Origin of the sequence: Nostoc sp. (assembly GCF_041747015.1) — a bacterium.
Classification (GTDB): domain Bacteria; phylum Cyanobacteriota; class Cyanobacteriia; order Cyanobacteriales; family Nostocaceae; genus Nostoc.
The window spans coordinates 1-24,060 of sequence record NZ_JBGTFY010000390.1 but is presented as its reverse complement, the minus strand read 5'-3'; the positions used below and the strand labels follow the sequence as shown (position 1 = coordinate 24,060).

The 24,060-nt window shown below is 41.8% G+C and carries 22 protein-coding genes, 1 pseudogene and 2 riboswitches; of the genes and pseudogenes, 16 read left to right on the top strand and 7 right to left on the bottom strand.

Features of this window, described 5'->3' with window-relative positions; translation table 11 throughout:
* Positions 1-145: 145 nt before the first annotated feature.
* From ACEW80_RS30775 to ACEW80_RS30765, 3 genes and pseudogenes are all read left to right on the top strand, one after another.
* Positions 146-1,849, top strand: a pseudogene (locus tag ACEW80_RS30775) (zinc-dependent metalloprotease); the annotation flags it as partial.
* Between the two features lie 128 nt (positions 1,850-1,977).
* On the top strand, positions 1,978-2,199 hold the full coding sequence (locus ACEW80_RS30770) for a hypothetical protein (RefSeq protein WP_373530244.1): 222 nt from the start codon (positions 1,978-1,980) through the stop codon (positions 2,197-2,199).
* Positions 2,199-2,606 (top strand): type II toxin-antitoxin system VapC family toxin, encoded by a 408-nt coding sequence (locus tag ACEW80_RS30765; protein WP_373530243.1) that lies wholly within the window; start codon positions 2,199-2,201, stop codon positions 2,604-2,606. Before ACEW80_RS30770 ends, ACEW80_RS30765 begins: the two co-directional genes overlap by 1 nt.
* 303 nt (positions 2,607-2,909) lie before the next feature.
* Here the strand turns inward: ACEW80_RS30765 and ACEW80_RS30760 are convergent, their stop codons facing one another.
* Entirely contained in the window at positions 2,910-3,641 is a 732-nt protein-coding gene (locus ACEW80_RS30760) for a DUF1995 family protein (protein ID WP_373530242.1), read from the bottom strand.
* A 285-nt stretch (positions 3,642-3,926) separates the two neighbouring features.
* Here ACEW80_RS30760 and ACEW80_RS30755 point away from each other — a divergent pair, with 285 nt between their 5' ends.
* From ACEW80_RS30755 to ACEW80_RS30740, 4 genes are all read left to right on the top strand, one after another.
* Entirely contained in the window at positions 3,927-4,097 is a 171-nt protein-coding gene (locus tag ACEW80_RS30755) for a type II toxin-antitoxin system RelE/ParE family toxin (RefSeq protein ID WP_373530241.1), read from the top strand.
* A gap of 315 nt (positions 4,098-4,412) precedes the next feature.
* Positions 4,413-4,622, top strand: coding sequence for a hypothetical protein (locus tag ACEW80_RS30750; protein WP_373530240.1), 210 nt, complete (start codon positions 4,413-4,415; stop codon positions 4,620-4,622).
* Positions 4,623-4,771: 149 nt separating this feature from the next.
* Positions 4,772-5,383: an IS607 family transposase gene (locus ACEW80_RS30745; RefSeq protein ID WP_373530239.1), complete on the top strand. Its 612-nt coding sequence runs from the start codon at positions 4,772-4,774 to the stop codon at positions 5,381-5,383.
* Positions 5,361-6,620 (top strand): RNA-guided endonuclease InsQ/TnpB family protein, encoded by a 1,260-nt coding sequence (locus tag ACEW80_RS30740; protein ID WP_373530238.1) that lies wholly within the window; start codon positions 5,361-5,363, stop codon positions 6,618-6,620. Before ACEW80_RS30745 ends, ACEW80_RS30740 begins: the two co-directional genes overlap by 23 nt.
* A gap of 17 nt (positions 6,621-6,637) precedes the next feature.
* Here ACEW80_RS30740 and ACEW80_RS30735 read toward each other — a convergent pair whose 3' ends face one another.
* Complete coding sequence (locus ACEW80_RS30735) at positions 6,638-6,946, bottom strand: hypothetical protein (RefSeq protein ID WP_373530237.1); 309 nt, start codon at positions 6,944-6,946, stop codon at positions 6,638-6,640.
* Between the two features lie 259 nt (positions 6,947-7,205).
* Between ACEW80_RS30735 and ACEW80_RS30730 the strand changes: the two genes are divergently transcribed.
* From ACEW80_RS30730 to ACEW80_RS30720, 3 genes are all read left to right on the top strand, one after another.
* Positions 7,206-8,900 carry a dipeptide ABC transporter ATP-binding protein gene (locus tag ACEW80_RS30730; RefSeq protein WP_373530236.1) on the top strand — a complete coding sequence of 565 codons (1,695 nt, stop codon included), beginning with the start codon at positions 7,206-7,208 and terminating at the stop codon, positions 8,898-8,900.
* Between the two features lie 472 nt (positions 8,901-9,372).
* Positions 9,373-9,876 (top strand): N-acetyltransferase family protein, encoded by a 504-nt coding sequence (locus tag ACEW80_RS30725; RefSeq protein ID WP_373530235.1) that lies wholly within the window; start codon positions 9,373-9,375, stop codon positions 9,874-9,876.
* Between the two features lie 146 nt (positions 9,877-10,022).
* Positions 10,023-10,739: an ROK family protein gene (locus ACEW80_RS30720; protein WP_373530234.1), complete on the top strand. Its 717-nt coding sequence runs from the start codon at positions 10,023-10,025 to the stop codon at positions 10,737-10,739.
* A 55-nt stretch (positions 10,740-10,794) separates the two neighbouring features.
* On the opposite strand, the gene ACEW80_RS30715 is transcribed toward ACEW80_RS30720, so the two are convergent.
* Positions 10,795-12,030, bottom strand: a complete 1,236-nt coding sequence (locus ACEW80_RS30715) for a sensor histidine kinase (RefSeq protein ID WP_373530233.1) — start codon at positions 12,028-12,030, stop codon at positions 10,795-10,797.
* Between the two features lie 414 nt (positions 12,031-12,444).
* Positions 12,445-12,675, top strand: a riboswitch (cyclic di-AMP (ydaO/yuaA leader).
* A gap of 97 nt (positions 12,676-12,772) precedes the next feature.
* Here ACEW80_RS30715 and ntrB point away from each other — a divergent pair.
* The 4 genes from ntrB (at position 12,773) to ACEW80_RS30695 (ending at position 17,069) form a co-directional block, all read left to right on the top strand.
* Positions 12,773-13,624 carry a nitrate ABC transporter permease gene (gene ntrB, locus ACEW80_RS30710; RefSeq protein ID WP_373530232.1) on the top strand — a complete coding sequence of 284 codons (852 nt, stop codon included), beginning with the start codon at positions 12,773-12,775 and terminating at the stop codon, positions 13,622-13,624.
* A 71-nt stretch (positions 13,625-13,695) separates the two neighbouring features.
* Complete coding sequence (locus tag ACEW80_RS30705) at positions 13,696-15,138, top strand: ABC transporter substrate-binding protein (protein ID WP_373530231.1); 1,443 nt, start codon at positions 13,696-13,698, stop codon at positions 15,136-15,138.
* 52 nt (positions 15,139-15,190) lie between these two features.
* Positions 15,191-16,027: an ABC transporter ATP-binding protein gene (locus ACEW80_RS30700; RefSeq protein ID WP_373530230.1), complete on the top strand. Its 837-nt coding sequence runs from the start codon at positions 15,191-15,193 to the stop codon at positions 16,025-16,027.
* 16 nt (positions 16,028-16,043) lie between these two features.
* A riboswitch (cyclic di-AMP (ydaO/yuaA leader) is annotated at positions 16,044-16,176 on the top strand.
* Positions 16,177-16,448: 272 nt separating this feature from the next.
* Positions 16,449-17,069, top strand: a complete 621-nt coding sequence (locus ACEW80_RS30695) for a universal stress protein (RefSeq protein WP_373530245.1) — start codon at positions 16,449-16,451, stop codon at positions 17,067-17,069.
* An 869-nt stretch (positions 17,070-17,938) separates the two neighbouring features.
* Here the strand turns inward: ACEW80_RS30695 and ACEW80_RS30690 are convergent.
* Both ACEW80_RS30690 and ACEW80_RS30685 read right to left on the bottom strand, forming a co-directional pair.
* Positions 17,939-18,637, bottom strand: coding sequence for a serine/threonine protein kinase (locus tag ACEW80_RS30690; RefSeq protein WP_373530229.1), 699 nt, complete (start codon positions 18,635-18,637; stop codon positions 17,939-17,941).
* A gap of 545 nt (positions 18,638-19,182) precedes the next feature.
* Positions 19,183-19,707, bottom strand: a complete 525-nt coding sequence (locus tag ACEW80_RS30685) for a sigma-70 family RNA polymerase sigma factor (RefSeq protein WP_373530228.1) — start codon at positions 19,705-19,707, stop codon at positions 19,183-19,185.
* 339 nt (positions 19,708-20,046) lie between these two features.
* Here ACEW80_RS30685 and ACEW80_RS30680 point away from each other — a divergent pair, with 339 nt between their 5' ends.
* Entirely contained in the window at positions 20,047-20,373 is a 327-nt protein-coding gene (locus tag ACEW80_RS30680; RefSeq protein WP_373530227.1) for a hypothetical protein, read from the top strand.
* 603 nt (positions 20,374-20,976) lie between these two features.
* On the opposite strand, the gene ACEW80_RS30675 is transcribed toward ACEW80_RS30680, so the two are convergent.
* A complete protein-coding gene (locus ACEW80_RS30675; protein ID WP_373530226.1) occupies positions 20,977-22,155 on the bottom strand; it encodes a zinc-dependent alcohol dehydrogenase in 1,179 nt (392 codons plus the stop codon).
* 465 nt (positions 22,156-22,620) lie between these two features.
* Positions 22,621-23,178, bottom strand: coding sequence for a recombination mediator RecR (recR, locus tag ACEW80_RS30670; protein ID WP_373530225.1), 558 nt, complete (start codon positions 23,176-23,178; stop codon positions 22,621-22,623).
* 315 nt (positions 23,179-23,493) lie between these two features.
* Between recR and ACEW80_RS30665 the strand changes: the two genes are divergently transcribed.
* On the top strand, positions 23,494-24,060 hold a 567-nt coding region (locus tag ACEW80_RS30665), incomplete at its 3' end, for a COP23 domain-containing protein (protein ID WP_373530224.1).

Here is a 24,060-nt window from a genome sequence, read left to right as displayed (position 1 = left end):
TGAATCCGGCTTTGAGAAAGGCTTTGTTCCACATCAGCACGCCTTCTTTCATCGCATCGCGGTACTCTAAAGGCACAGCGTTATCAATCCAGAAAACAATCGGTTTTTTGGGTGGAGAAATTTTTGCTTTTGGGTCTTGTTTTTCCAAATGCCAGATGACGCCACATGGGATCCAGCAGATATTCGTTACAACACGATTCGCTGGATTAACACAGTCGATGGATACTTTGCAATGGGGCCATCCCGCGTTAACCCCTTGACTGGAGAAATTTTGGATGCAGATATTCTCGTAGATGCCAGCTTTGTCAGGCTACTAAAGAGTGAGTATCGCAAAATCGTCCAACCTAGCCAACAATCTAGCCAAACACAAAATCGCACCACTTTATCAGCTTTGATGCAAAATCGTCTACTTTGCGCTAATGGTTTAGATGCGAAAAACAATGGTATGCCCCAGCAAATGCAATGGCAACAGGGGTTGTTGAGTCGTTTATCAAAAATGGCAGGCGAGTACGATTTATGCTATGGAATGGAAGCTGCTAACCAGTTTGCCGTAGGTTCACTAGCGATGTCACTGCTGCCAGATACTATGGCCACTCCAGACCAGGTGAAAGAATATATCAATCAATATTTACGCTTAATCATTGCTCACGAAGTTGGACATACTCTTGGTTTACGTCATAACTTCCGTGGTAGTACCCTGCTACCACCGGAGGAGATGAATAATACGGAAATTACCAAAACCAAAGGTCTGACAACTTCCTTAATGGACTACATTCCCCCAAATATTGCCCCTCAAGGGACAAAACAGGGAGATTATTTTCCCAGTATGGTGGGGCCTTATGATGAATGGGCGATTAAGTACGGCTACATACCAATTCAGACATCAACTCCCATAGCAGAAAAACCAATTTTAGAGGAAATTGCTGGACAATCCTCCAAGCCAGAATTGAGTTATTCCACAGATGAAGATGTGTATGACCTTGATCCAACTGCCGATGCTTGGGATAACAGTGGTAATGTACTGCTTTATTCTCAGTGGCAATTGAATAATTCGCGGGTGATGTGGCAACGTCTCGATCAGCGTTACCCAATAGCTGGTGAGAGTTTCAGCGATGTAAGTGAACGTTTTAGTACAGTATTGGGTAACTATTTTCAGCAAATATATTACACCACAAAATACATCGGGGGACAGTCTTTTTATCGAATTCACCCTAGCGAGATCCCCTCTAGTACAGTTGTTCAACGCCGATTACCCTTTGAACCAGTACCAGTTGAACAACAACGCCAGGCTTTAGAGACACTGCAAAAATATATGTTTGCAGAGGATGCACTGAGTTTTTCACCAGAATTACTGAATAAATTAGCACCTTCTCGTTGGCGACATTGGGGTAGTTATCCGCAAATTGGTCGTTTGGATTATCCAATTCATGATTTAGTGCTGTTCATGCAGAGTGCCGTGTTGCGGGATTTACTCTCAGGCGATCGCCTTTCTCGTCTCAAAGATATTGAACTCAAAACGAAGCCAGAAAATGCCCTGACTCTTCCAGAACTATTCGACACTTTGCAGTCAGGTATCTGGACAGAAGTAATTAAACCAAAAGGTAAACCAATGAAGATTGCCAGTTTACGGCGAGGCTTGCAGCGCGAGTATCTGGACATTTTAACTGGTATGGTGTTGCGAAAAGAATATGTCCCAGAAGATGCTCGCACTTTAGCTTGGTATAAACTTAAGCAACTAGATGAGAAACTTAAGGTGGTGAATTCCGAGGATGAATACACCAAAGCGCACTTATTAGAAACACGCGATCGCATCGAGAAAGTCTTGAATGCCCCGTTGCAAGGGAATTAAAAAAGTAGAGACGTGATTAATCGCGTCTCTACTCTTCTTCTCCCATGATTTCGGCAAAATATATTTAGAATACTCATCTAGACTGAGAAAACAATAGATGTGTGATAGATACAGGCAGGAAAAAGCTAATGACATTGCAAAACTTGCAAAAACAGGCGCTACAATTATCGACTAGCGAACGTTGGCAACTAGTCCAAACCTTGTTGGAATCGTTACAGCAGGAAACTCGCCCATTACAAAATAAGGGTAACTTGTCCCGATTGCGAGGGATTGCAAAAGGTTCAGTTGCATTAAGTAATCAAGGTACTGTAGCAGAATATATTACCTATCTTACTGAAAAGTACCAGTAATGCGAATTTTGATTGATACTAATGTCGTTCTTGATTTTTTGCAAGAGCGGGAGCCCTTTGTAGAGGATGCAGCAAGGGTGTTTGAGAGGATTGATGCTGGTGAGGTTCAAGGATTTATTGCAGCAACAACAATCACTAATATATATTATATTGTTCGCAGAGCCGCAGGCGTAAAGGTGGCTCAAGACGCAATCATTCAAGTTTTAACAGACTTACATATTTGTCCAGTTAACCGTATTGTTTTAGAACAGGCGATCGCACTAAATTTTCGAGATTTTGAGGATGCGGTGCAGTATGCCTGTGGAATGGCGCATGGGGTAGATGCGGTTATAAGTCGTGATGTGTCTGGTTTTGTAGATGCTCTTACTCCAGTGATGTCACCTAGAGAATTAGATAGGATATTATAGCGTTTCCTAATCACATAAGGTACATCATAGCCCCCTCTCGAAGAGCGGGGAGGGGGTTGGGGGTGGGGTTCTTGTACCTCACTCAACTGAGAACTGCTATAGCTAGTAAATAAAGATGTCAAATAAATCTAACGCCTTTACCCGTGTTCTGTCTAGGAGAAAGAGAGACGCGAAGTAAGGGATTAGGCTATACAAGCGAAAGCGATCAATCACTCCGAATTCACGAAGTATTTGTCTGTTTGGTGTAGAGCATAAAAGGAGGCAGCAGATCATAAAATCTACCTCTGCTACCTCTGCATTATCCTAACTACTCAACGCCTTTAAAAACCGTTGCAAACTCTTAAACACACTGGGCTTTCTCTGTGGTGTCGCATCTGTTGTTTGCGGTTGTCCCTTTATGAGGATGAGATCCAACTCATCACCCGATGGTTTTGTGGGTAATTCGGCAATTCTTTGATATTCGCCGTTGGTTTCTAGCCAAACTTCCCACTGTCCTGGGTAACAGCGACGTAGGGCACTTTGATCGTCTACGGGGCGCAGGTAATAGGCGGATTCAATGGTACTGATAAAACGATCGCGGATTTTTCTCGCTGTATAACCAATGCCCACAACCCCAGAATCTTCTAGGCGGGGATTTAAGAACACTACAGGGCGAGCGCCTATTTCTTGACATAACTTTTCCACCTGCGGTACTTCTACGGAAGTGGGCGCGATGAATAAGAAAATTTCATCCTCTGGCTGAATTTTTGTCTGCAAAGAAGCAGCCCTACCCGTACCAATATCCAAAATTTGAAATGGTGTATCAGCCCAATTGCGGCGGGCTAAGGCCGCAGCCCCAGCATCAGCAAAGAAAATCTTCAACCGGGAATCATATTCTGTAAATAGCGGCAAAAATTGTTCCGCCACTGGCATAAACTTGAGTTCTGGGAACAGGAACTCGACTTGTAAGCGAGTGCAACCATCTGCAAGGGCGGCTTGGACGGCTACACGAGATTGGGCGATCGCATCTTCAAGACTATTTGGAAGTTCACTCATCGTTTATATGTCTCTTTAGCATTACTTCCATTGTTTCAGCATTGGCTCTGATTTTTGCCATTAACACCAGCACAAAACTAATGTGACATAGAGAGCGACGATCGCACTTACTCAGTAACTTGTCTGATAATTGGGCATCTAAAACCAAAATCCCTTTTTTTGATATACTTTTGATTGGTTAGAAGACACTACATTTGTTGCTTCTGCCATTTGCTAAATGAGCGCATCAATTTTTTCAGCGATCGCTTGCAAAACAAATTGCTCAGATGAAGAAGGAGCATAAACTTGGCAAAACTTGCTAATCCTAAGATGGGCAGAGAACGTATAGATATTTCGCCTCTTGTCCGCAGTTTCGCGGTAAGCAATTATTTAATATTTTATCGACTCATTGAAGAAGGCATAGAAATTGTCAGAGTAATTCATGGAGCAAGAAACATCCCAAATCTGGCAAGCTAGAAGTATCAGCAGAGGCAGTTCTGAAGTGTTTAGGAGAATTGAAACGCCCTGACTTGACTGAGTTTTATCGACCAAGAATGTAAAGATGAGGATTAATCCAGACAATTCTGGTGGCTCATACCTCCACCAAAAGACATCGAGGAAGCAGGTAGTCGGGGATGTAGTCAGGACATGAACAAGCCTCTGACTTCTGCTCAAAAGCGACTCACAGCCTTAGTACCTGTTTATCACCAGATAGTTAAAAAATGTCAGAAGTGTGGAATAATACATAGGTAATAAATTTAATTGCACTTTATTGATAAGAAATGTAAAGCTATGATTGCTCAACATTACAATTCAATTCATGTTGAAAACAACTTGCTTAAACAAATCAAAATTAAACAAAATCAGCTAAAAATTGCCCAAGAATCTAATATGCTCTATGTGGCAGAAGGATTACAAAATCAATTGTTAAAGTTACAGTGCCAATTATCGGAGCCGCAAGACCTTGAATTTCAAGCGTTGATGAGTTTGTTAGACGATTAAAATTTGTAAAGTTGTGTTACAAAACTGATTGAAAACACAAAAGCTCTGTTGCAAGCAAACAGAGTAGATTATAGGACGTAATTTACCCTAACATAATAGACATACCCGGACATCCCGTGGTATAATTGGACAAGTAATAAGCTTAGTCCATGACAGTAAACTATGTACCTCCAAGAGTCGCTGCTACCAGATTGGGAGTCAGCACCAAAACGCTCGAAAGGTGGCTCGAAGACGGAAAGATCGAAGGCATCTTCACCCAAGGGGGGCAACGAAGATATAACCTCGATTCAGTTATCCCTATTCGACGCGGTAATCCCGCAGATGAGCGAGTCATACTTTTATATGCCAGGGTTTCAAGTCGCGGTCAGAAAAATGACCTTGAGCAACAGATTGAGTTTCTTCAGTCTCGTTACCCCGACGCAGAAATCATCACTGACATCGGAAGTGGACTCAACTTCAAACGAAAAGGTCTTCAAGCCTTATTGGACAGAGTTCTCACAAACACTTGCAAACTTGTTGTCATTGCCCACAAAGATCGGCTTTGTCGCTTTGGGTTCGATCTTATCTCATGGCTCTGTGCTAGGCAGCAGACTGAGATATTGGTTCTCAACCAAACGAACCTCAGCCCAGAACGCGAAATGGTTGAAGATATCCTTGCCATTATCCATGTCTTCAGTTGCCGATTGTACGGACTCAGAAAGTACAAAAAGCAAGTTGTTGAAGACAGTGAGTTACCGAGTGTACCCAGTAAAGGAACTTGAATTTATTTGGAAGAAATGGGTAAGTGCTGTTCGCAAGGTTTATAACATTTCCATTGCTTATCTAAACGAAAATCAAGGTTTTAGTAAGGTAGGCAAGAAAGGTGGAAAGATGGGATTTAGAACCATGATTAAAGGCTCTGGTTTAATACCCCAATGGTGTTTAGATTTGAACGTTTCCAAAATACTAGATAATGCTTCAATGGAAGCATATAAAGCATGGTCGGAAACGGCTAAGATTCCTTTGACTATTGGTAAGGGTAAGGATAAAAAACCACATCCTCAAGCAGGGTTGAAAATTGCTAAATTCCGAAGTATCCGTGACCAAAAGTTAACTATTCAATTTGACCCGTCAGCTTATAAAAACGGTAGATGGATGGTATCAACTACTAAGCATCTACCGCAGCCTGAATTTAGAGGACAAAACTTTTGTATTCTAACTGACGCTTCTTCAGAGCTAACCTACAATAAAGGTCGCTGGTTCGCTCACTTCCCTGTAGAATTGGAGCAAACCGCAAAATGCGCCACGGGGAGTATCCCCGGTGGTCACTTTTGCGTCAGTGTGACAAACAAAGTAATCGCACTTGACCCCGGCATTAGAACTTTTATGACTGGTTTTGATGGTAGCGATTTCTTGGAATTTGGTAACGGAGATTTCAATAAAATAGCTAAACTTTGCTCACATCTGGACAAACTAAAATCAAGACATGATAGTAGTATTGGACATAAGTTCAAACGCCTTAGATATAAGATAAGACAAGGTATGGAAAAACTCAGAACCAGAATTAAGAACCTGCGTTCTGAGTGCCATAAACAAGTCGGGTCATATCTGGCTAAAAATTATGATGTGATTGTACTTCCCACCTTTGAAACTTCCCAGATGGTTGTCAAAAAGAAACGGAAGTTAAAAAATAAGACAGCGAGAGCAATGATGACTTGGGCGTTCTATCAGTTCTCTCAAACCCTTGAACATTTGTGTAACCGATACGGTTCCAAATTAGTGAGAATAACTGAAGAATATACATCAAAGACCTGTACTAAATGCGGTCACGTTCATAGAAAACTTGGTAGTTCTAAGAACTTTAGATGCCCTAGCTGTGGTTATGAAATACCACGCGATTTTAATGGAGCCGTGGGGATTTTCCTCAAGGCAATGTGGGATACCACCTTTACCGATATTGTCGGTGATGTTGTACTGGATGTTCACGATATCTCAAATGTCGGAGAATGTCTCGGTTAAAAGTATCAGGTAATATTCTAAGGTTTTTGCTGAGTAAATGGTCTTTTTACCAGTGGTACTAAATCAATCTTAAGAATAGGTTGAGTTGAGGGCAGTTGCCTTTGCCTGAGAATTTGAATTTCTCTCTCAATGGAATCTTTTCCTTGCCTAAAAAAATCTTGAGAACTGTGTGGAACCAAGTCACGGGATAAATGTTGAGCTTGTACTGGAGTCAGATGAGGAAATGCTTGCTGGGCATTGGCAGAAGTCTGCACAGCCAGAAAAAAAGCTGTTGAAACCACCAAGGATTTTATTTTTGGACATCGGCTGAATGTCAGGTTTAACATGATTGATAAATGTGTTGCGTGAATACTGCTTCAAACTAGCTTGTGTTGGTCTGATTATAATTATTGTATTTTGCGTTTCACAGTTACATCTATGTATATTGTAGAACTGTCCTCAATAGAGGCGATGCCTTCTCTAGGAGACGCTACGCCTACGCTAAGACAATAAAGATGTTTGCACAATGGAGGTCTAATATTAATTTGATAGACTATCTTAAATTTGAAATTATAAAAGTTGGTAGCTCAGGGCTGATAACTAACTATGAGTGAAGCCTTATTCTGTATCGAAAATCTGCGAGTTGCCTATCCTCAACGGAGTGGAGAAGAATCAAGCTGGGCGGTTGATGATGTATCTTTAACCTTGCAACCAGGTGAACGAATGGGATTGGTGGGAGAGTCGGGTTGTGGTAAGTCAACCATAGGACGGGCAGTAATGCGTTTACTACCCGCCTCTAGTCGGGTTGAGGGACGGGTGACATTTCAAGGACAGTCGCTGTTTGACTTGATGCCTAACCAATTGCGGAAATTTCGAGGAGAGGCGATCGCCTTAATTTTTCAAGATCCGATGACACGCCTTGATCCGCTAATGACAATTGGTAAGCATTGTATCGAAACCCTTCAAGCGCACTCACCAGAATTATCAACGCGCCAAGCCAAAGAAAAAGCACTTTCCACCTTGGAAAAGGTGAATATTCCGGCTAGTCGCTGGAATCAGTATCCCCATGAGTTTAGCGGCGGAATGCGGCAACGGGTAGCGATCGCCTTAGCTTTACTCCTCAACCCCAAGTTAATTGTTGCCGATGAACCCACTACCAGTTTAGATGTCACTGTTTCCGCGCAGATATTGCAAGAATTAACTCGCCTGTGCGGTCAAGAAAACATGGGATTACTGCTGATTTCTCACGATTTAGCAATGGTGGGTGAGTATTGCGATCGCATTGGCGTCATGTATAACGGCAAAATGGTAGAAATGGGTTCTACAGAAACTGTACTTAGACACCCTCAACATGAATACACGCGATCGCTCTTAAAAGCAGCTTTACACATCCAAGCAGTAGATGAAATAGGAAGTGGGGAAGCAGGGGAGCAGGGGAGCGGGGGAGAAGAATTAATAACCAATGCCCCATGCCCTATACCCCATGCCCCATCCCCAATTTTGAGTGTCACTGAACTGAAGCAATACTACACCATAGAACCTAACTTTATCGAACGACTTTTTAACAGACAAGCGCAGACAATTAAAGCAGTCGATGGTATCAACCTGAATCTTTATCCAGGAGAAATTCTCGGTTTAGTTGGGGAATCAGGTTGCGGTAAAAGTACCCTATCACGAACAATTTTGCAACTAATTCGTCCCACTAGTGGCAAAGTTGAGTTTTTAGGACAGGATTTAACTAAACTGTCGCGTCCAGAAATTCGTTCTTCACGGCGACAAATCCAAATGATCTTTCAAGATCCCCATGCTTGTCTCAATCCAGCGATGACGGTGGGACAAAGTATCGCTGATCCTTTATTTATCCACAATCTTGCTGATTCCATTCAGGCAAAAGAACAGGTTTTATGGATGCTAGAGAAAGTCGGGTTAACACCGCCAAAAGTCTATTATGAGCGTTATCCATCAGATTTGTCTGGAGGACAGCAGCAACGAGTTGCGATCGCTCGCGCTTTGATTACTCACCCTAAACTTCTCATTTGTGATGAACCCGTAAGTATGTTAGATGCTAGTGTACAGTCGCAAGTGCTAGATTTGATGTTGCAGTTAAAGGAAGAGTTTGAGTTAACTTATTTGTTTATAACTCATGACCTTTGGTTGGCGAGATTTTTGTGCGATCGGATTGCCGTGATGAATAGCGGTAAAATTGTCGAACTTGGTCTTACAAAAAAGATTTTTGCCAATCCTCAGCACCCCTATACCAAAACCTTACTAGCTGCTGCTCCCTTATTAGCACGCGCTTAACTAAATAAAGTGAGTTCTGTAAACCTCTTCCTCTCCGAGCCGGAGAGGGACGGTTTTGTGTAGTAAAACCAGGGAGAGGTCTATAACTCGTCGAACTCACATTAAATAAAATCAGGAGTTATGAGGTTAAAATTCCTATAAAGAATTTAATATTGTATCCTTTGATGCAGAACTTAAAAATAACAACTTTATTAGAATACAGCTGCTAGCTGATATCAAAAATTGAAATTATCTCAATCTGACAAAAAAAGTATATGTAAGACTTTTATTTGATTTGTGAAATACACTACATCGCTTAAAATTTTTCACATATTATTTAGGATTGCCATAGCTGAATAAGCCATTATGTAAGGTAGTGGGTCTTTCTCTAGCGAAGCATCTGTGACAATTACGGTAGAAGCCCTAGAATTGCTACTATTAACGCTGTATTATTTTTGAATATTTTCTCAATATTTACTTCAAGACAGCAGCAATGATTATTCGCCATGCGACTGAAACTGACTTGCCTGCAATTGTGGCAATTTACAATGCTGCCATTCCTAGCCGCATGGCAACCGCTGATTTAGAGCTAGTGTCTGTGGAAAGTCGCCTTGCTTGGTTTAAGGCGCGATCGCCTTCACAATGCCCACTTTGGGTAATCGAAGTAGAGGGAGTAATTGCTGGATGGCTTAGTTTTCAAGCTTTTTATGGACGACCTGCTTATAATAAGACTGCCGAAATTAGTATTTATATAGCCCCTGCCTTTCAGAGATGTGGTTTGGGACAGCAACTTCTAGCACAAGCAATTCACGAAGGTACTAGTTTGGGTTTAAAAACTTTAGTGTGTCTCATTTTTGCCCACAATCAACCTAGTTTAAAGTTATTTGAAAAATTTGGTTTTCAACACTGGGGACATCTGCCTAAAATTGCAGAACTTGACGACGTTGAACGAGACTTAGTTATTATGGGACTAAGAATTAGTGAACCTGTTGTTTAATTGCAACTTCTTAAAATTATCAAGCTGAGTCTAGATTTTATGTCTTAAACTTAGTACAATCAAATCTCGTGAGAATTCTGAAAAGGTAGTTAATAATCATTGATGAGGCAAATAGGGACTAATAACAAGGATTTAAGCTTAAGCTAATGGTTGAAGAAAATGGATCGATTCGTACCCTATCGGTCGATATTGGCGGTAGCGGTGTTAAGGCTATAGTTTTGAATATTACGGGGAATCCTCTAACGGAAAGGACACGTTTAGATACACCCCAACCTGCTACACCAGATGTTGTAATTAATGCAATTATGGTGTTGGCAGCCGCTCAAGGTGAATTTCATCGCGTTTCAGTCGGTTTTCCCGGTGTGGTGCGGTGTGGAGTCACGGAAACAGCAGTAAACTTACATCCAGATTGGATCGGATTTGATTTGGAAACAGCGTTATCAAAGTACTTAAATAAGCCTGTGCGGGTAATTAATGATGCAGATATGCAGGGGTTGGGAGCGATCGCAGCTAAAGGTGTAGAATTAGTCATTACTCTGGGTACAGGGTTTGGTTCGGCTTTGTTTGTGGATGGTAAACTGGTGCCGAATATGGAAATGGGACATCATCCTTTTCGCAAAGGAGAGACTTTTGAACAACAACTGAGGCGTGCAGAGTTAGAAAAAATTGGCGACAAAAGATGGAACAGGCGTTTAGAAAAGGCGATCGCATCATTGCAACATCTATTCAATTATGATTATCTTTACATTGGCGGTGGTGAAGCCGTAAGAGTAAATTTCCAACTTCCTTTAAACGTGAAACTCATCCCCAATATCACTGGTTTATTAGGTGGCATTGCTTTGTGGCAAGATCAGAAAAAGTAAAAAGTTTTTCAGTACCGCAATCACCAACGCCAGAAATTTATGTCTTGGGGCAAAATCAACTCTCTGTTTGTAAAGGCAAAATTACGGTGAAAGTAGAACCAACACCTACCTCAGAAACTAGGTTAATTTCACCTTGCAATAGTTTCACCAAGCGGGAGACGATCGCTAACCCCAATCCAGTACTATCAGGAAGATAGGAACGATCGCTAGAACTTACGCGAAAGTAGGGTTCAAATATCTGGGCTTGGTTTTCGGGTGCAATGCCAATTCCAGTATCAGAAACTGCGATCGCCCATCTCTGGTTGTCTAACACCTGACACGTTATAATAACAGTCCCCGACTCTGTATAGCGAATCGCATTACTAATAAGATTTGTGGCAATCTGTTGGAATTTAAAAGAATCTGTAACTAATTTTTCGGGAGCGCGTTCGCCTTGGGCGCTGGACTTCGCGTAGCGTGTCGCACACAAGCCATCACAATCTACTACAATTTTTAAATTTTTCCCAGCAGCTAAAGGTTCTAACATTTCACATACATTATTAATTAATTCATGTATGTCGGTAGGTGCTAGTTGGACTTTTATCTGCCCTATGTCATACCGCGAAAGTTCTAATACATCATTAATCAGGTGCAGTAATTGTTTACCATTGCGTAGCACGCGCTCAATGTGTTCTAAATTGGCAGAACTGTCTTTCACCTGAGTCTTTTGTCGTTGTTGGCGTAAAAACAGATCGGAGTAACCAATAATAGAAGTTAAAGGTTGTTTCAATTCATGGGCTAGTTGAGAAAGATCCTCTTGACTGGTGCTAATTAACCGCGTCAGTTCTTCATTATGGAGTGTTACTGATGACTGCAACTGATGTAATTCTCGCAACCGCTCCTCAACATAGCTTTTGAAACATCGAGCGATCGCTTCGTCTATAATAGCGTCAATCAAACGCATAGAACGAATTATCTCTACAGGTGTTCCATTCAATAAATCTAATTGTATAGCATCAAATATTACCGTTCGTAGCAAATGATATTCTCTAGCAATTTCTGCTGGATCAAAACCTTGTTCGGCTCGAATAGCTCCATGCTCAAAACTGGCAATAACTATCGACTGAAGATCATTATCCTGATGTTTTGCAAGCACTGTCACCATTGCTTGCAAAACATCAGGAATGTGATCCTTTACCGATGTATAAGATAAATCATCAGCACTTTCAATCCGTTTATCCTTGCGAACTGCTGCAATCCATCTATCAAGGATAGTGTCCGTTTTTTCAGCTAGTACTTGACTAAAATCCATTTTGTTAAATTCAACTAAAAGATAGATGAGTAAACTTCCATATCCAACTAGTTTAGCGAGTGCCGTAGCTTATTACCAAAATCAGTGGTTTTATTCAACCACCAAAAGAAATAGATTTTATATTCTTTGGGTTACTGAACTAGCTAAATATAGATAGTGAGTGCAAGGTATAATATATATCTTAATTTATGAAATTAAACCCTAGCAGGTAACAGCTTTGATGCTTGCTAGACTAAATTAGTTAGCTATCTGTGCAAGAAGTTCATTCACTATATAACGAAAGTATAAGTTGCATTTATTACAAAAAAGCAGAGCAAGCACTTAATATTGGTATTGAAATAAACAACATTTATCATAAACAGATGGCTTTTACTGAGCATCGATGTTATATTATCCATAACTTAGTATCCATTAAGAGTAAGTCAGCCTAATCTAGCGCATCATAATCCGTAACGCTAGAGCGGAGGAACCAAATTGTGGGGCGTATCTAATAGAAAGTCAGGAGTTAAGAGAGACGCGATTAATCGCGTTTCTACAGGAGTTAGAAGTTATTGATATTTAACATCTAACTCCTAACTTTCTTCAGAAGGGCATCTCTCAGCCCTAGCCCGTCAGCTAACTTCGTAGGCATTGAGAGGAGACTGAAGGGACGGCATTTTTATAATGTTTCGATCTCATCGGTTTCCAAGGCTGGTACTGCTCAGAGTTTTTGTACCTGTACTAAAATCTGTTGAGGTTGTAAATGATATTTCAATTAAATTTAGCTACGATCGCAGCGATCGCAGGGCAAGCTGCTTGGAAAAAGACAAAACCTGTGATCTTTAGAGATGTCTTCATTCTCCCTGTATTAGGCTTCTTGGGAATAATTGTGCTGTGGTGGATTATTGCACTTGCTAACCATGAATTGATGCCCACCCCACCAGAAGCGCTAATCGCTAATTTAGACTACATCTTAAATCCCTTCTACCAAAGAGGCCCCGGCAATTTAGGAATTGGTTGGTTATTAATAGCAAGTCTGCGCCGGGTATTATTGGGCTTTTTATTAGGTGCGGTAGTAGCAATTCCTTTGGGGTTTCTAATTGGTATGTCCAGATCGGCAATGTTAGCGCTCAATCCGATCATTCAAATTTTTAAACCCGTATCGCCCCTAGCTTGGCTACCCATCGCCTTAGCAATTTTCAATTTAGCAGAGCCTTCCGCCATTTTTGTAATCTTTATTACTTCCTTATGGCCGACAATTATTAATACCGCTTTAGGAGTTTCTAGCGTTCCTAAAGATTATTTAGATGTAGCGCGAGTGCTAGAAATGCCACGTTGGCGGCGAATTACAAAAATCATTTGGCCTGCAAGTTTGCCGTATATTTTTACAGGTTTGCGGATTAGTTTAGGCATAGCTTGGCTAGTAATCGTTGCCGTAGAAATGCTCACAGGCGGTATTGGTATCGGCTTTTTTGTCTGGGATGAATGGAGTCGCTTAAACTTGAGTTCAGTTTTTTTAGCTGTGTTCATAATTGGCTTAACTGGATTAATCCTAGATTACGCCGTCGGCAAAATTCAAGAATTAGTAACTCACCGTCCTACAGTTTCTAACTAATTAAACTCTTTGGCATCAAATTAACTCTGCGCCTGAAGCGTGAGCAATTAATCCCCAATGGAGCTACAAAAATGGGTGACAATAACTGGACTCGACGAGATTTTATTAAGGGAATAGGAGCAAGCACAACGGCAATAGCGCTGTCTTCATGTGCAATTTCAGGAGATAGATCCGCCCAAGGATTAACTGAAGAAGCCTTAGCTGTACAACCAGTAATTCAATCCCAAGACCTAGAAAAATCTGATCTTACTATTGGTTATGTTCCCGTTAATGATTGTGCGCCATTTGCGATCGCCTGGAAAAAAGGCTTCTTCCGCAAATATGGTTTAAACGTCACCCTCAACCGCGAAGCCAGTTGGGCTACCTCCCGCGACGGTTTAATTTTTGGTCGCTTAGATGCTTCACCCGTAGTATCCGGTGCCGTCACCAACGCTAGAATTGGTGCCGAAGGTGCACGCCACGCCCCCTTGTGTGCAGCCATGACCATTCACCGCCACGGTAACGCCATAACCATGAACAAAGCCATGTGGGATTTTGGGCTGCGTCCGTGGTATGAGTATCAAGAAAAATATGGCGATGGCGCGCTAGAAGCCTTTGGGCGCGATTTTCGAGGCTACTTTGACAAGCAACCACCAGAAGGCAAAGTCTGGGCGGTAGTTCTGAGTTCCGCCATTTACGAATACTTTGTCCGTTACCTATCCGCCGCCGCTGGCGTTGATCCGCTCAAAGAGTTTCGGATCATTATCGTTCCGCCTCCCCAAATGGTCACAAATGTGCGGATTGGTGCAATGCAAGCTTACATGGTTGCTGAACCCTGGAACACACGAGCAATAACAGGTAATGAAAACATCGGCTTTACCTTCGCACAAGGCAAAGAGGTCTGGTTGGGACACCCAGACCGACTTTTAGGAGTGATGGAATCTTTCATCGACAAAAATCCCAAAACCTATCGTTCCTTGGTGAAGGCGATGATTGAAGCTTGCCAATATTGCAGCAAAGTAGAAAACCGCCAAGAAGTAGCCGAACTGCTCACAGAGCGTTCCTTTACAGGTGCTAGACCCAAAAATAAAGATGCCCCAATTGCGAAATTTACAAGTCCCGGAATTCTCGGCAACTACAACTATGGCGGCTTTGACGGCAAAGACCGCACCATCAAAGCCGATGACACCACGATTTTCTTCGATATTCCTGACAACCTTCCCAAGCAGCCAGGAGAACACTCCACATTCTTATGGAGATCAAGAAGTCTCTGGTTGATGACACAAGCAGCACGGTGGGGACAAATTAAGGAAGTCCCCAAAAATGCCGAAAAATTAGCAGAACAAGGTTGGAGAACAGATTTATATCGGGATATAGCGGCTGAAATGGGCATTGAGTCTCCCAAAGATGATTACAAGGTCGAACCACCAGAAGTATTTATAGATAACAAAGGCTTCGACCCTAGCGATCCTGTAGGCTATCTGAATAGTTTTGCCATCAGGGCTAACGCTCCCACTAAATTTTTCATGTCTTAAATTCCAAGTTCAAATATTGACTAATGACTAAATTAGCAAGGAGCATTTGAGGATGAATTATACTTCATTACCGATGAATACCGATGAAGAAGTGATGCCCCGCAATGGATTTTTAGAAGTTGAAAATTTAGTTAAGTCTTATCGAACACCTGATAAAGATGATTTTGTTGTCTTAGATGGGGTTAATCTGACGATTGGTGAAAATGAATATATTTCTGTAATTGGTCACTCTGGCTGTGGCAAATCAACATTACTGAAAATTATTGCGGGTTTAGAAAAAGCAACTTCTGGCTCAGTACGGCTAGATGGAAAAGAAATTCGTCAGCCAGGAGCCGAAAGGATGATGGTATTTCAGAACTATTCGCTGTTACCTTGGTTAACCGTGCGAGAAAATATCCGTTTAGCTGTGGATGAAGTGTTAAAAAATGCTAATCGGGCTGAAAAAATTAGCATTGTAAATCAACACTTGGCAATGGTAAACTTGACAGCGGCGGCTGACAAATATCCTGATGAAATCTCTGGAGGCATGAAACAACGAGTAGGTATTGCCAGAGCCTTAGCAATTCGTCCCAAAATGTTGCTGATGGATGAACCTTTTGGAGCGCTAGATGCACTAACTCGTGGAAAATTGCAGCGGCAGGTATTGGATATTTGGGAAAATAATCGGCAAGCAGTGATGATGATTACCCACGATGTCGATGAAGCAATTTATATGTCCGATCGCATCGTCTTGATGACCAATGGCCCATCTGCTAGTATAGGAGAAATATTAAAAGTTCCTTTTGAGCATCCACGCGATCGGGCCGCCATGCGAAACTCAAAAGAATATTTTGAACTCCGCAACCACGCCCTGAATTTCCTTGATCGATATTTTGCCCAAGACGAGTAAATTAGATTATCATTTTTTTAGTGGGTAGCCTAATTCAAATCTATGAAAGCTGGATTTGGAACGGAGGAACCAATATTTGGGGCTAATCTTACGAGAGACACCTTCCAGTCTTAGCCCGTCAGCTAACTCCGTAGGCAATGGAAGGAACCCCCAAGACTTTGGCTGTAATACAGTTATTATTGGGGTTTCCTTGACTGATTTAAGATTTTAAATTTTGGTTGTCGTTACTCAATCTAAAATCCAAAATCGTTCGGCTGACTTGTACTGAGCTTTGTCGTAAAGCCTGCGGCATAGCTTCGCTTAAGGCAGAGCCTCTCGTAGAGAAGTAGCGTAGCCAAAGTCCAAAATCCAAAATTTGTCCCCCTGCTTCTCATTGCAAATTCATTTCACTGGGAGAAGTAAAGCTGTGCAAATCAAGCCAATGTTAGCACGTCTGCAAAGTGCCACAGGTCGAAATGACTTAATTGAACAAATGGTACTGTTGCCAGAACCAAAAAAATCTTTTTCTAAAAAACCTCAAACAGGAAAAGCAGTTAACTTAATTGTTGCCTATGACGCATCTCCTAATAGTCATACGGCACTAGATATTGCTTTTTGGATTGCCCATCAAACACGTTTAGCTACTAATGCAGAAGTCACAGTTCAAGCCGTTTATGTGGTACAAGATAATCAAAGCAGTCAGTATCCAAATATCTTGAGCTTTCCAGAACAACAGCCTTCATTGGAGTGTCAAGTCAGTGAAGTATCAAAGTCTGTCACACTGGTATTAACTCAACCCAAGTTGCAGACAGTGGTAACTCCCCTACAACAAGCAGATATAATTCTCTGGCAAGCCCGAAGTCTAGCTGAAGAATGGCAGGGTTCTTTTAAATCTCATTTGCGGTTTGGCTGCATTTCGGCAGAACTTAACAAAGTTGTTGAATTAGAAACCGCCGATATTTTATTTCTCGGATGCACATCTGTCAATCATCCGATGATTCAGGCACTAGGTTCTAATTTTCCGTGTGCTATTTTGGGTATTCCCAGTTGTATTGAGGAATAATCGCTGTTGAGAATTTAAGTAATTTTTATCAAAAATTAATCTAAGTCACCTAGTTTTAGGTGGCTTTTTTCGTTACCAAGTAAATAATTATAGCGGTTCTCAGTTAAGTGAGGTACAAAAACCCCCTCCCCGCAAGCGATGAGGGGGCTATGATGTACGTCATCTGATTAGGAAACGCTATAAATGAAACAAAAGTCAATCCAAAAGACTAAATGGAGAAGTTATCTATGGTACTTATTGATTGACAACTATGTACCGTCAAATAGAGCTAATCTTTAGTCCCCAGTCCCTAATCCCTATTTTTAACAAAGTTTGGGGTGTAATTCCCCTACCTCTACAGGTAGTACATTTGGCAGTGAGGTTCAAATTACCCAGACGCTGGTTCGCCTTTGGCGTCTTCCTTTCTCCCAAAGGGAGAGGCTAGCGCCTGCCGTAGGATGCCCGTTCGCGTAGCGTCTCCTTTAGGAGAAGGGCTGTAGGGAGAAGACTCGGTTTAGCTTCGCTATTGCAAAACTTAATGACCTTAGCGCAGCGGTAGCTAGTCCGCGAACGTGATTACGAATTATTTAAGGGACTTCCAGAAATGAACCAGCAGGTAATCACTCCCGGTTCGCCCATTTTAAATTGAGTTAGAAAAAAGCTGAATGATTTAGTAGAGGTTCTAATCTAGAATACAAACGTACTATAGTCCCGACTTTGCGCGATGCCCCAAGGGGGCTGCCAAGGGCATCGCATAAAAATAGAGTTTTTAGAGCAGGGTGGTAGTTGAAGGTAAATTTAGAGGAATGGCTAAAACCATTACTACACTAAGATTTTCTGCTTTTCGGCAATTTCTCGAACTCCAAAAAAAATGAGCGAACCGGGAGAAATCACTTTAAATACCTAAAATTAGTTAATTTTAGGAGTAGTTGGCAGCAAGAAGTTTTGACAGAAGTTCCCAGACGATAACATTTGCGGATTATATCTAAAACAGAGTATGGTACTCGCAGTCGAAGTGGGTAAAACACGGGCAGATATAACCAGTAGTAAGCCTTTTTTAGGTTATTCCACTTTGAGCAAGCTTCTTGATGCAGGAAATCTGATATGTCTACGACTAATCCTCTGCCTTGGTACATCATGACATTACGCCCGTGGATATCATGAGGGTGGAGTCCGCAACGTCGGGCATAGTCAAGAGCTTCATCAATGTCCCCTATTACCTGCTTGGGAATTGGTAAACCTAAGTGCATACAATCGTACAGGGTTGTTCCATAAAGCCGTTTCAAGACTAAAAAGCTATCCTTGGCGTACAAACACTCAGAAAACGCCGGATGAGAACCTAGACTACGGTAGACTTCTACTTCTTCTTCAAAGCCTGTCCGTCCTGGGGCATAAATCTTAACTACACACTCAGGGTGATCGGGGTGATAGACTACTGCGGCGTAATTTCCTTTGCCAAGCAACCGCCAGGGTTGTGGAAGATAGTTGACCTCAATTGGATTATGGGGATTGACACTTTCAATCTGTAGTCTAGGCAGTAGTTCCTGATAAATGCTTTTAACTAGCTGTTTCGGGGGCAATTTGTCCATATAGGATAAGTTTGTGACACCAAAGAACAAAATAAACTACATAACAAGCAGACCTAAGTCAAGCTAGTTTTAAGTAGAGCCGACTTGATTTGACAATGGTATTGTTGATTTAATTGGTACAGTTTTATCCGTGGCGATCGCAATATTCAAAACGGCTAATAAATTTCTTAGCGTCAGTTTCTGTTCGATTGCTTATTTCACCCCTTTATTATTTCACTTCTGTTGCCAGAGCGATCGCCTTTGCATCTGCTAAAAGATTCTTAGAGGAAAAGTTAAAGAGTCAGTGATCCAAACGGGATAGATATGCTCCCGACGTGTAAAAGCTTTTCGTCAAACATCGCCTGGTGATGGGTGGGTCGCTTCACCCCACACTTTCTTGATGTATAACCAAGCAATATAAATTATACAGATATCTCGTCAGCGTTCAGATTTATTCTTTAGACATTGCTAGGTAAAACTAATGGTATTCAAACACTTTTATAATTGCACTCAAGAATGTTAAACATTTTGAAGTTCCAAAGAATGATATATGCTGCGTAGATGCTTTAAGGCTCTTTCCTTACGTTTACGCAATGCTGCTTCATTCTGAACTTCCTTACTTTTGAACTCAGATATGACTTAATTTCCTTCCATGATAAATCTTTGATCATCTTCAATCTCAAAATTTCTTTTTCTTCTGGCTCTAACTTTTTAAAGGCTAGGTTTACCCTTTGAAATAATTCCTCTTCAATTTCTTCAGAGACGGCAAGGCTGCAATTAACATGAAATTCAATCATGCTTTCCTCAAGTTGTAAAAATCTGTTACGTTCTCGGCTCTGTTCCCTAATGATGTTATAAGCTGTAGCTCGAACCCAAGCAATGGGTTTATCAATGTGTTCACCTTTTGCCATAAGTTTGATTGCACGCATATATGTCTCATTAAGTACCCAAGTAGGACTATAAGAATTAGTCAAATTGAATTGGGCAAGGCTGCGCTTAATGAAAGCTAACATCGAGTGGGCAGAAGAACTCCCAGAATCAAGCAAGACCTGAAATTCTGTGTCAAATGCCTCACGACCACAAGCTAGCATCCCATTTCCTCCAGTTAACTAAGTAGGAAGTATTAAGGCTTCTTATTCGGTTGAAAAATGGATTAACTTTACTTGTTAGTGACAAAGATGATTTTTTTGTGACTTGTTAATAAAATTTCTCTAAATTTTCGCCATTAGCGGTCACAAAAGTAAAATATTTTCACTATTCATTATGTAAGGTCACAAAAATCAAGCATTCTCACTGTATAATAGGAGGTTAACCAAGCCAAATATGTTCACAAACTGGAAATTAAAAGGATACTGCGTATCTCTAACGAATTCTACAACTAGATGGATATGTAAGTCCGAACAGAATTTGGTGATAAGGAGCTAGTACCAATGGTCAATTTTTCTTTCTCAAAGGAAATTAAAAATCCAGAGTTACCATTAACTCATGAGCAGAAGAACATTATCCGAGAGTATTGTTCTTTAGCAAGTCTAAGTAGTTTATCAGAAGCAGAAGCACAGCGGATAGCAGATATCCTAGAAATCGCTCAAATAGACCAAATACTTGATTTTTGGATGACAGAAGCAGACCATTATATTGGTCATAAATTTAACTTAGTTAATGAGACTGAAGATAAGAATTTGCAAGCTAGATTAAGAGAACATCTAGTAACAGATTCAGGTAATTTGAAGCCAATAAATTTTCGGGATGGTAAGTAATTTTATTTGATAAAGTAAGAACATAGTCCTATGACTATGTTCTTACTTTTATAATTCAGAGTCTCATTCCACCTAGATTATGCTGATTGAAAACTTAGACTACAAAACAACTACCACGCAAAGTATAGCTACTAGTGTTAAACAGTAAGAGGCAAACATTAAATAGGCAACAACCGCCGCCATTCCCTCAGTTTTTTGCTCTTTAATACTGCCGACCTTGGATGCAAATGAATTAAATAATCGAAGCATATTTATCGCTCCCGAATTATGTTTACCTTCAAGAATTAGTGATAGCTGCGATTAATATGTGACTGATGTTGATACTGTTAATAAATGTGATAGCTTTTGCATCTCTTCATTCTTAGAGGAAAAGTAGCCAGCAATAGCGCTCATGCTCCTACGCCCCGGCTTCTTTATGATGCATCGGCCTAATTGCCTACACGCACATAGTCCAAATACAAGCGAGTCAAAGCGAAAAGGAGCGATCGCTGTCCACACTAGAATTACCAAATCAACGTATTCCTCCGTCAGTGGTGTAGGACAAGATTCATGCTAATGAATTACCTTCCACCCACTGATCAGGGTGTTTGTAGAGCGTAGGTTTTAAGCAACCTGACCTGGCTTGAGGACGATCTTGATGCAGTTGTCTTTCTTGTGTTTGAAGATTTCGTAGCCGTGCGGGGCTTGCTCTAGCGGCAGAGTGTGAGTGATTACGAACGAGGGGTCAATATCGCCGTTTTGAACGCGATCAAGTAGCGTCTGCAAATAACGATGTACGTGCGTTTGTCCTGTTTTCATCGTTAAGCCTTTGTTCATGAAAGCACCCATCGGTATCTTGTCTACAAAGCCTGTGTAAACACCGGGAACCGACACCGTGCCGCCCTTCCGACAGGCAACGATCGCTTGACGTAATACATTGGGGCGATCGGTTTCCAGGCGCACCGCCTGCATCGCCTTGTCATAGAAGCCTTCTAAACCCATACCGTGAGCTTCCATTCCCACCGCATCCATCACCGAATCGGGGCCAATACCCCCAGTCATTTCTTTGAGGGCTTCACCCACCTCGATTTCTTCATAGTTCAAAATTTCTGCTCCGCCGTCTTTTGCCATCTGGAGCCGTTCGGGAACGCGATCAATCGCAATGACGCGCCCAGCACCCAGCATAAAGGCACTTCTAATAGCAAACTGCCCAACTGGCCCGCAACCCCAAATTGCCACCGTATCTCCTGGTTGGATGTCACAATTTTCGGCTGCCATATAACCAGTAGGAAAAATATCAGTGAAAAACAAGACTTGTTCATCTGCCAGCCCATCGGGAATCTTGAATAACCCGACATCGGCAAAGGGAACGCGGGCATATTCTGCTTGACCACCTGCGTAGCCCCCCGTTAAAGCAGAGTAGCCAAAAAGACCCGATGGGGAATGACCCATGACTTTTTCCACCATCCAAGCATTGGGATTGGAGTTATCACACAGCGACCATAAATCCCGATTGCAGAAGAAACACGAGCCGCAGGAAATCGTAAAAGGGACAACAACGCGATCGCCAATTTTTTTATTCTTAACGGCACTGCCTAGTTCAACGATCTCTCCCATGAATTCATGTCCCAAGATGTCACCCGGTTTCATTGTGGGGTTGAAGCCGTTATACAGATGCAAATCAGAGCCACAGATCGCCGTTGAGGTGATTTTGACGATCGCATCACGCGGATTAATGATTTTGGGATCGGGTACGGTTTCCACCTCTACCTTATTCGTACCTTGCCAACAAACTGCTTTCATTGCTTGAGTCTCCTAAAGTTAATAAGTTATTCGTGATCTGTTGTTGCAATCTTGCCCGTTTCCATCAGCATTTTGAAGCGGTGCAGATCATTTTGTTCCAACGGGTGCTATGACAATCTAGGCAAGTTTGAATAAACTGCGGCATCTGTGGATTTACTTTGTTTAAGCCTGGGTTATAGTATTTATCTCTTAAGGACGCTATTTCATCTTAGGGAAACACTTGGTTAATCATCTCTAGCGCAAGGGTGTTTGTAGCGATCGCCTATCTCTATTAAAGGGATGATTACGTATTATGGTAATTGTATGCTTAGGACACGCGCAAAAATAACTTACCAGCAATTTTCGGCGCTTCAATTTATTTCCTCTACAGTGAAAAGCTGAATTGACTCTCAGCTAAACTCCTTTTTTGTGAGGAATGCACTATGCAGAAGGCTTAAATCTAAAGTTTATAACCTTTCGTTAAGCCTAATCTAACTCCCGCCGTCCTTCCAAGGCTCTTGCCAGGGTCACTTCGTCGGCGTACTCCAAATCGCCACCGACAGGCAAACCAAAGGCAATCCGCGTCACCTTAGTAAATGGTTTCAGTAGCTGACCAACATACAGTGTCGTTGTCTCCCCTTCCACACTCGGACTAATTGCCAGAATCACTTCTTGAGGCTGTTGTTTACTGACTCGACGCACCAAGGCTTGGATAGTCAACTGTTCTGGCCCAATGCCATCAATTGGAGAAATCACTCCACCCAAAACGTGATACTTGCCTTTGTACTCGCGGGTTTTTTCCAGCGCAATCACATCACGGGGATCTGCTACGACACAGATAGTCGTGTTGTCACGATTGGAATTGCAGCAGATTTCACAAACAGGTTCAGCAGATAGGTGAAAGCAAACAGAACACAAGCCTATCTGTTTTTTTGCCTCAATCAACGCCTGTGCCAAAGCTTCTACTTCCGCTTCTGGGCGCTTCAAAATATGCAAGGCTAATCGCTGGGCGGTTTTCGGACCAACTCCCGGCAGGCGTTGCAATTGCTCGATTAACCGTGCTAAAGGACGTGCGTAAACCGTTGTTTTGTCTCCAGAATGTTTTTACCTTAACTATAATGACATTTTTCGGCTACTTCCATCTCTTAGGGATGGCGTTTAAGTAGGTATACAAAAATATTTACAGTCATTGCGAGTGCAGGAGTGGGGCGTCATGCAGAAATTCAAGCATAAGTGAAACAGCTACTCAAAGAAAAAAAAGCAAGGGAAGAAAAAAATAGGTTTTTGATGAATCAAAAAACAGAATTATTCGTCACTTAAACTATCAATTCCCTACCTACTTCTACAGGAGGATGATTTATGTCATCACAACTACTTCGATTTATGTCTTTGGGCATTCTTGGCTTATCTTTGTGTCTCGGCAATTCCGCAGCAATGGCGCAATACGATCCTAGTGGCGATGGTGTGGTAGTACCAACAGTACCATCAGGTGGCACTTCAACACCAGTCCCAATAGACACATCGACAGGCACATCCCCCAGTGCTGACGGTACAACTCGGTTTACCTGTCAGACTTACAATGGTCAGTACACTGTTATGTATCAGCCACAAAGTCAACCAGGACAATTCTTTCCTTGGGCGGCACCTGCGGCTTTGGGTGGTGGTTGGGAACCACAAAGACGCTGTGCAGCAATTGCTAGTCGCTTAGAACTTTATCGTCCAGATGGCTTACAAGAACTCCAGACATCTGTAGAAAATAACGAAAATATTGTCTGCGTCACAACTGAAGCTAACTCAACTTGTAGAATTGTGCTGACAGTACCCCGTGGAAAAGACCCCTTTGTTATCCGCAATAGCATTTTTCAGAATTTGACTACTGCTGATAGCGGACAACAAACTGTAGCCGTTAACACTTATGGCGATCGC

What these genes read in the sequence shown, in the direction of transcription:
- ACEW80_RS30770 (WP_373530244.1), top strand. Translation starts at nt 1,978, where the DNA reads ATGACATTGCAAAACTTGCAAAAACAGGCGCTACAATTATCGACTAGC.
- ACEW80_RS30765 (WP_373530243.1), top strand. Translation starts at nt 2,199, where the DNA reads ATGCGAATTTTGATTGATACTAATGTCGTTCTTGATTTTTTGCAAGAG.
- ACEW80_RS30760 (WP_373530242.1), bottom strand. Translation starts at nt 3,641, where the DNA reads ATGAGTGAACTTCCAAATAGTCTTGAAGATGCGATCGCCCAATCTCGT.
- ACEW80_RS30750 (WP_373530240.1), top strand. Translation starts at nt 4,413, where the DNA reads ATGATTGCTCAACATTACAATTCAATTCATGTTGAAAACAACTTGCTT.
- ACEW80_RS30745 (WP_373530239.1), top strand. Translation starts at nt 4,772, where the DNA reads ATGACAGTAAACTATGTACCTCCAAGAGTCGCTGCTACCAGATTGGGA.
- ACEW80_RS30735 (WP_373530237.1), bottom strand. Translation starts at nt 6,946, where the DNA reads ATGTTAAACCTGACATTCAGCCGATGTCCAAAAATAAAATCCTTGGTG.
- ACEW80_RS30730 (WP_373530236.1), top strand. Translation starts at nt 7,206, where the DNA reads ATGAGTGAAGCCTTATTCTGTATCGAAAATCTGCGAGTTGCCTATCCT.
- ACEW80_RS30725 (WP_373530235.1), top strand. Translation starts at nt 9,373, where the DNA reads ATGATTATTCGCCATGCGACTGAAACTGACTTGCCTGCAATTGTGGCA.
- ACEW80_RS30720 (WP_373530234.1), top strand. Translation starts at nt 10,023, where the DNA reads ATGGTTGAAGAAAATGGATCGATTCGTACCCTATCGGTCGATATTGGC.
- ACEW80_RS30715 (WP_373530233.1), bottom strand. Translation starts at nt 12,030, where the DNA reads ATGGATTTTAGTCAAGTACTAGCTGAAAAAACGGACACTATCCTTGAT.
- ntrB (WP_373530232.1), top strand. Translation starts at nt 12,773, where the DNA reads ATGATATTTCAATTAAATTTAGCTACGATCGCAGCGATCGCAGGGCAA.
- ACEW80_RS30705 (WP_373530231.1), top strand. Translation starts at nt 13,696, where the DNA reads ATGGGTGACAATAACTGGACTCGACGAGATTTTATTAAGGGAATAGGA.
- ACEW80_RS30700 (WP_373530230.1), top strand. Translation starts at nt 15,191, where the DNA reads ATGAATTATACTTCATTACCGATGAATACCGATGAAGAAGTGATGCCC.
- ACEW80_RS30695 (WP_373530245.1), top strand. Translation starts at nt 16,449, where the DNA reads ATGTTAGCACGTCTGCAAAGTGCCACAGGTCGAAATGACTTAATTGAA.
- ACEW80_RS30690 (WP_373530229.1), bottom strand. Translation starts at nt 18,637, where the DNA reads ATGGACAAATTGCCCCCGAAACAGCTAGTTAAAAGCATTTATCAGGAA.
- ACEW80_RS30685 (WP_373530228.1), bottom strand. Translation starts at nt 19,707, where the DNA reads ATGCTAGCTTGTGGTCGTGAGGCATTTGACACAGAATTTCAGGTCTTG.
- ACEW80_RS30680 (WP_373530227.1), top strand. Translation starts at nt 20,047, where the DNA reads ATGGTCAATTTTTCTTTCTCAAAGGAAATTAAAAATCCAGAGTTACCA.
- ACEW80_RS30675 (WP_373530226.1), bottom strand. Translation starts at nt 22,155, where the DNA reads ATGAAAGCAGTTTGTTGGCAAGGTACGAATAAGGTAGAGGTGGAAACC.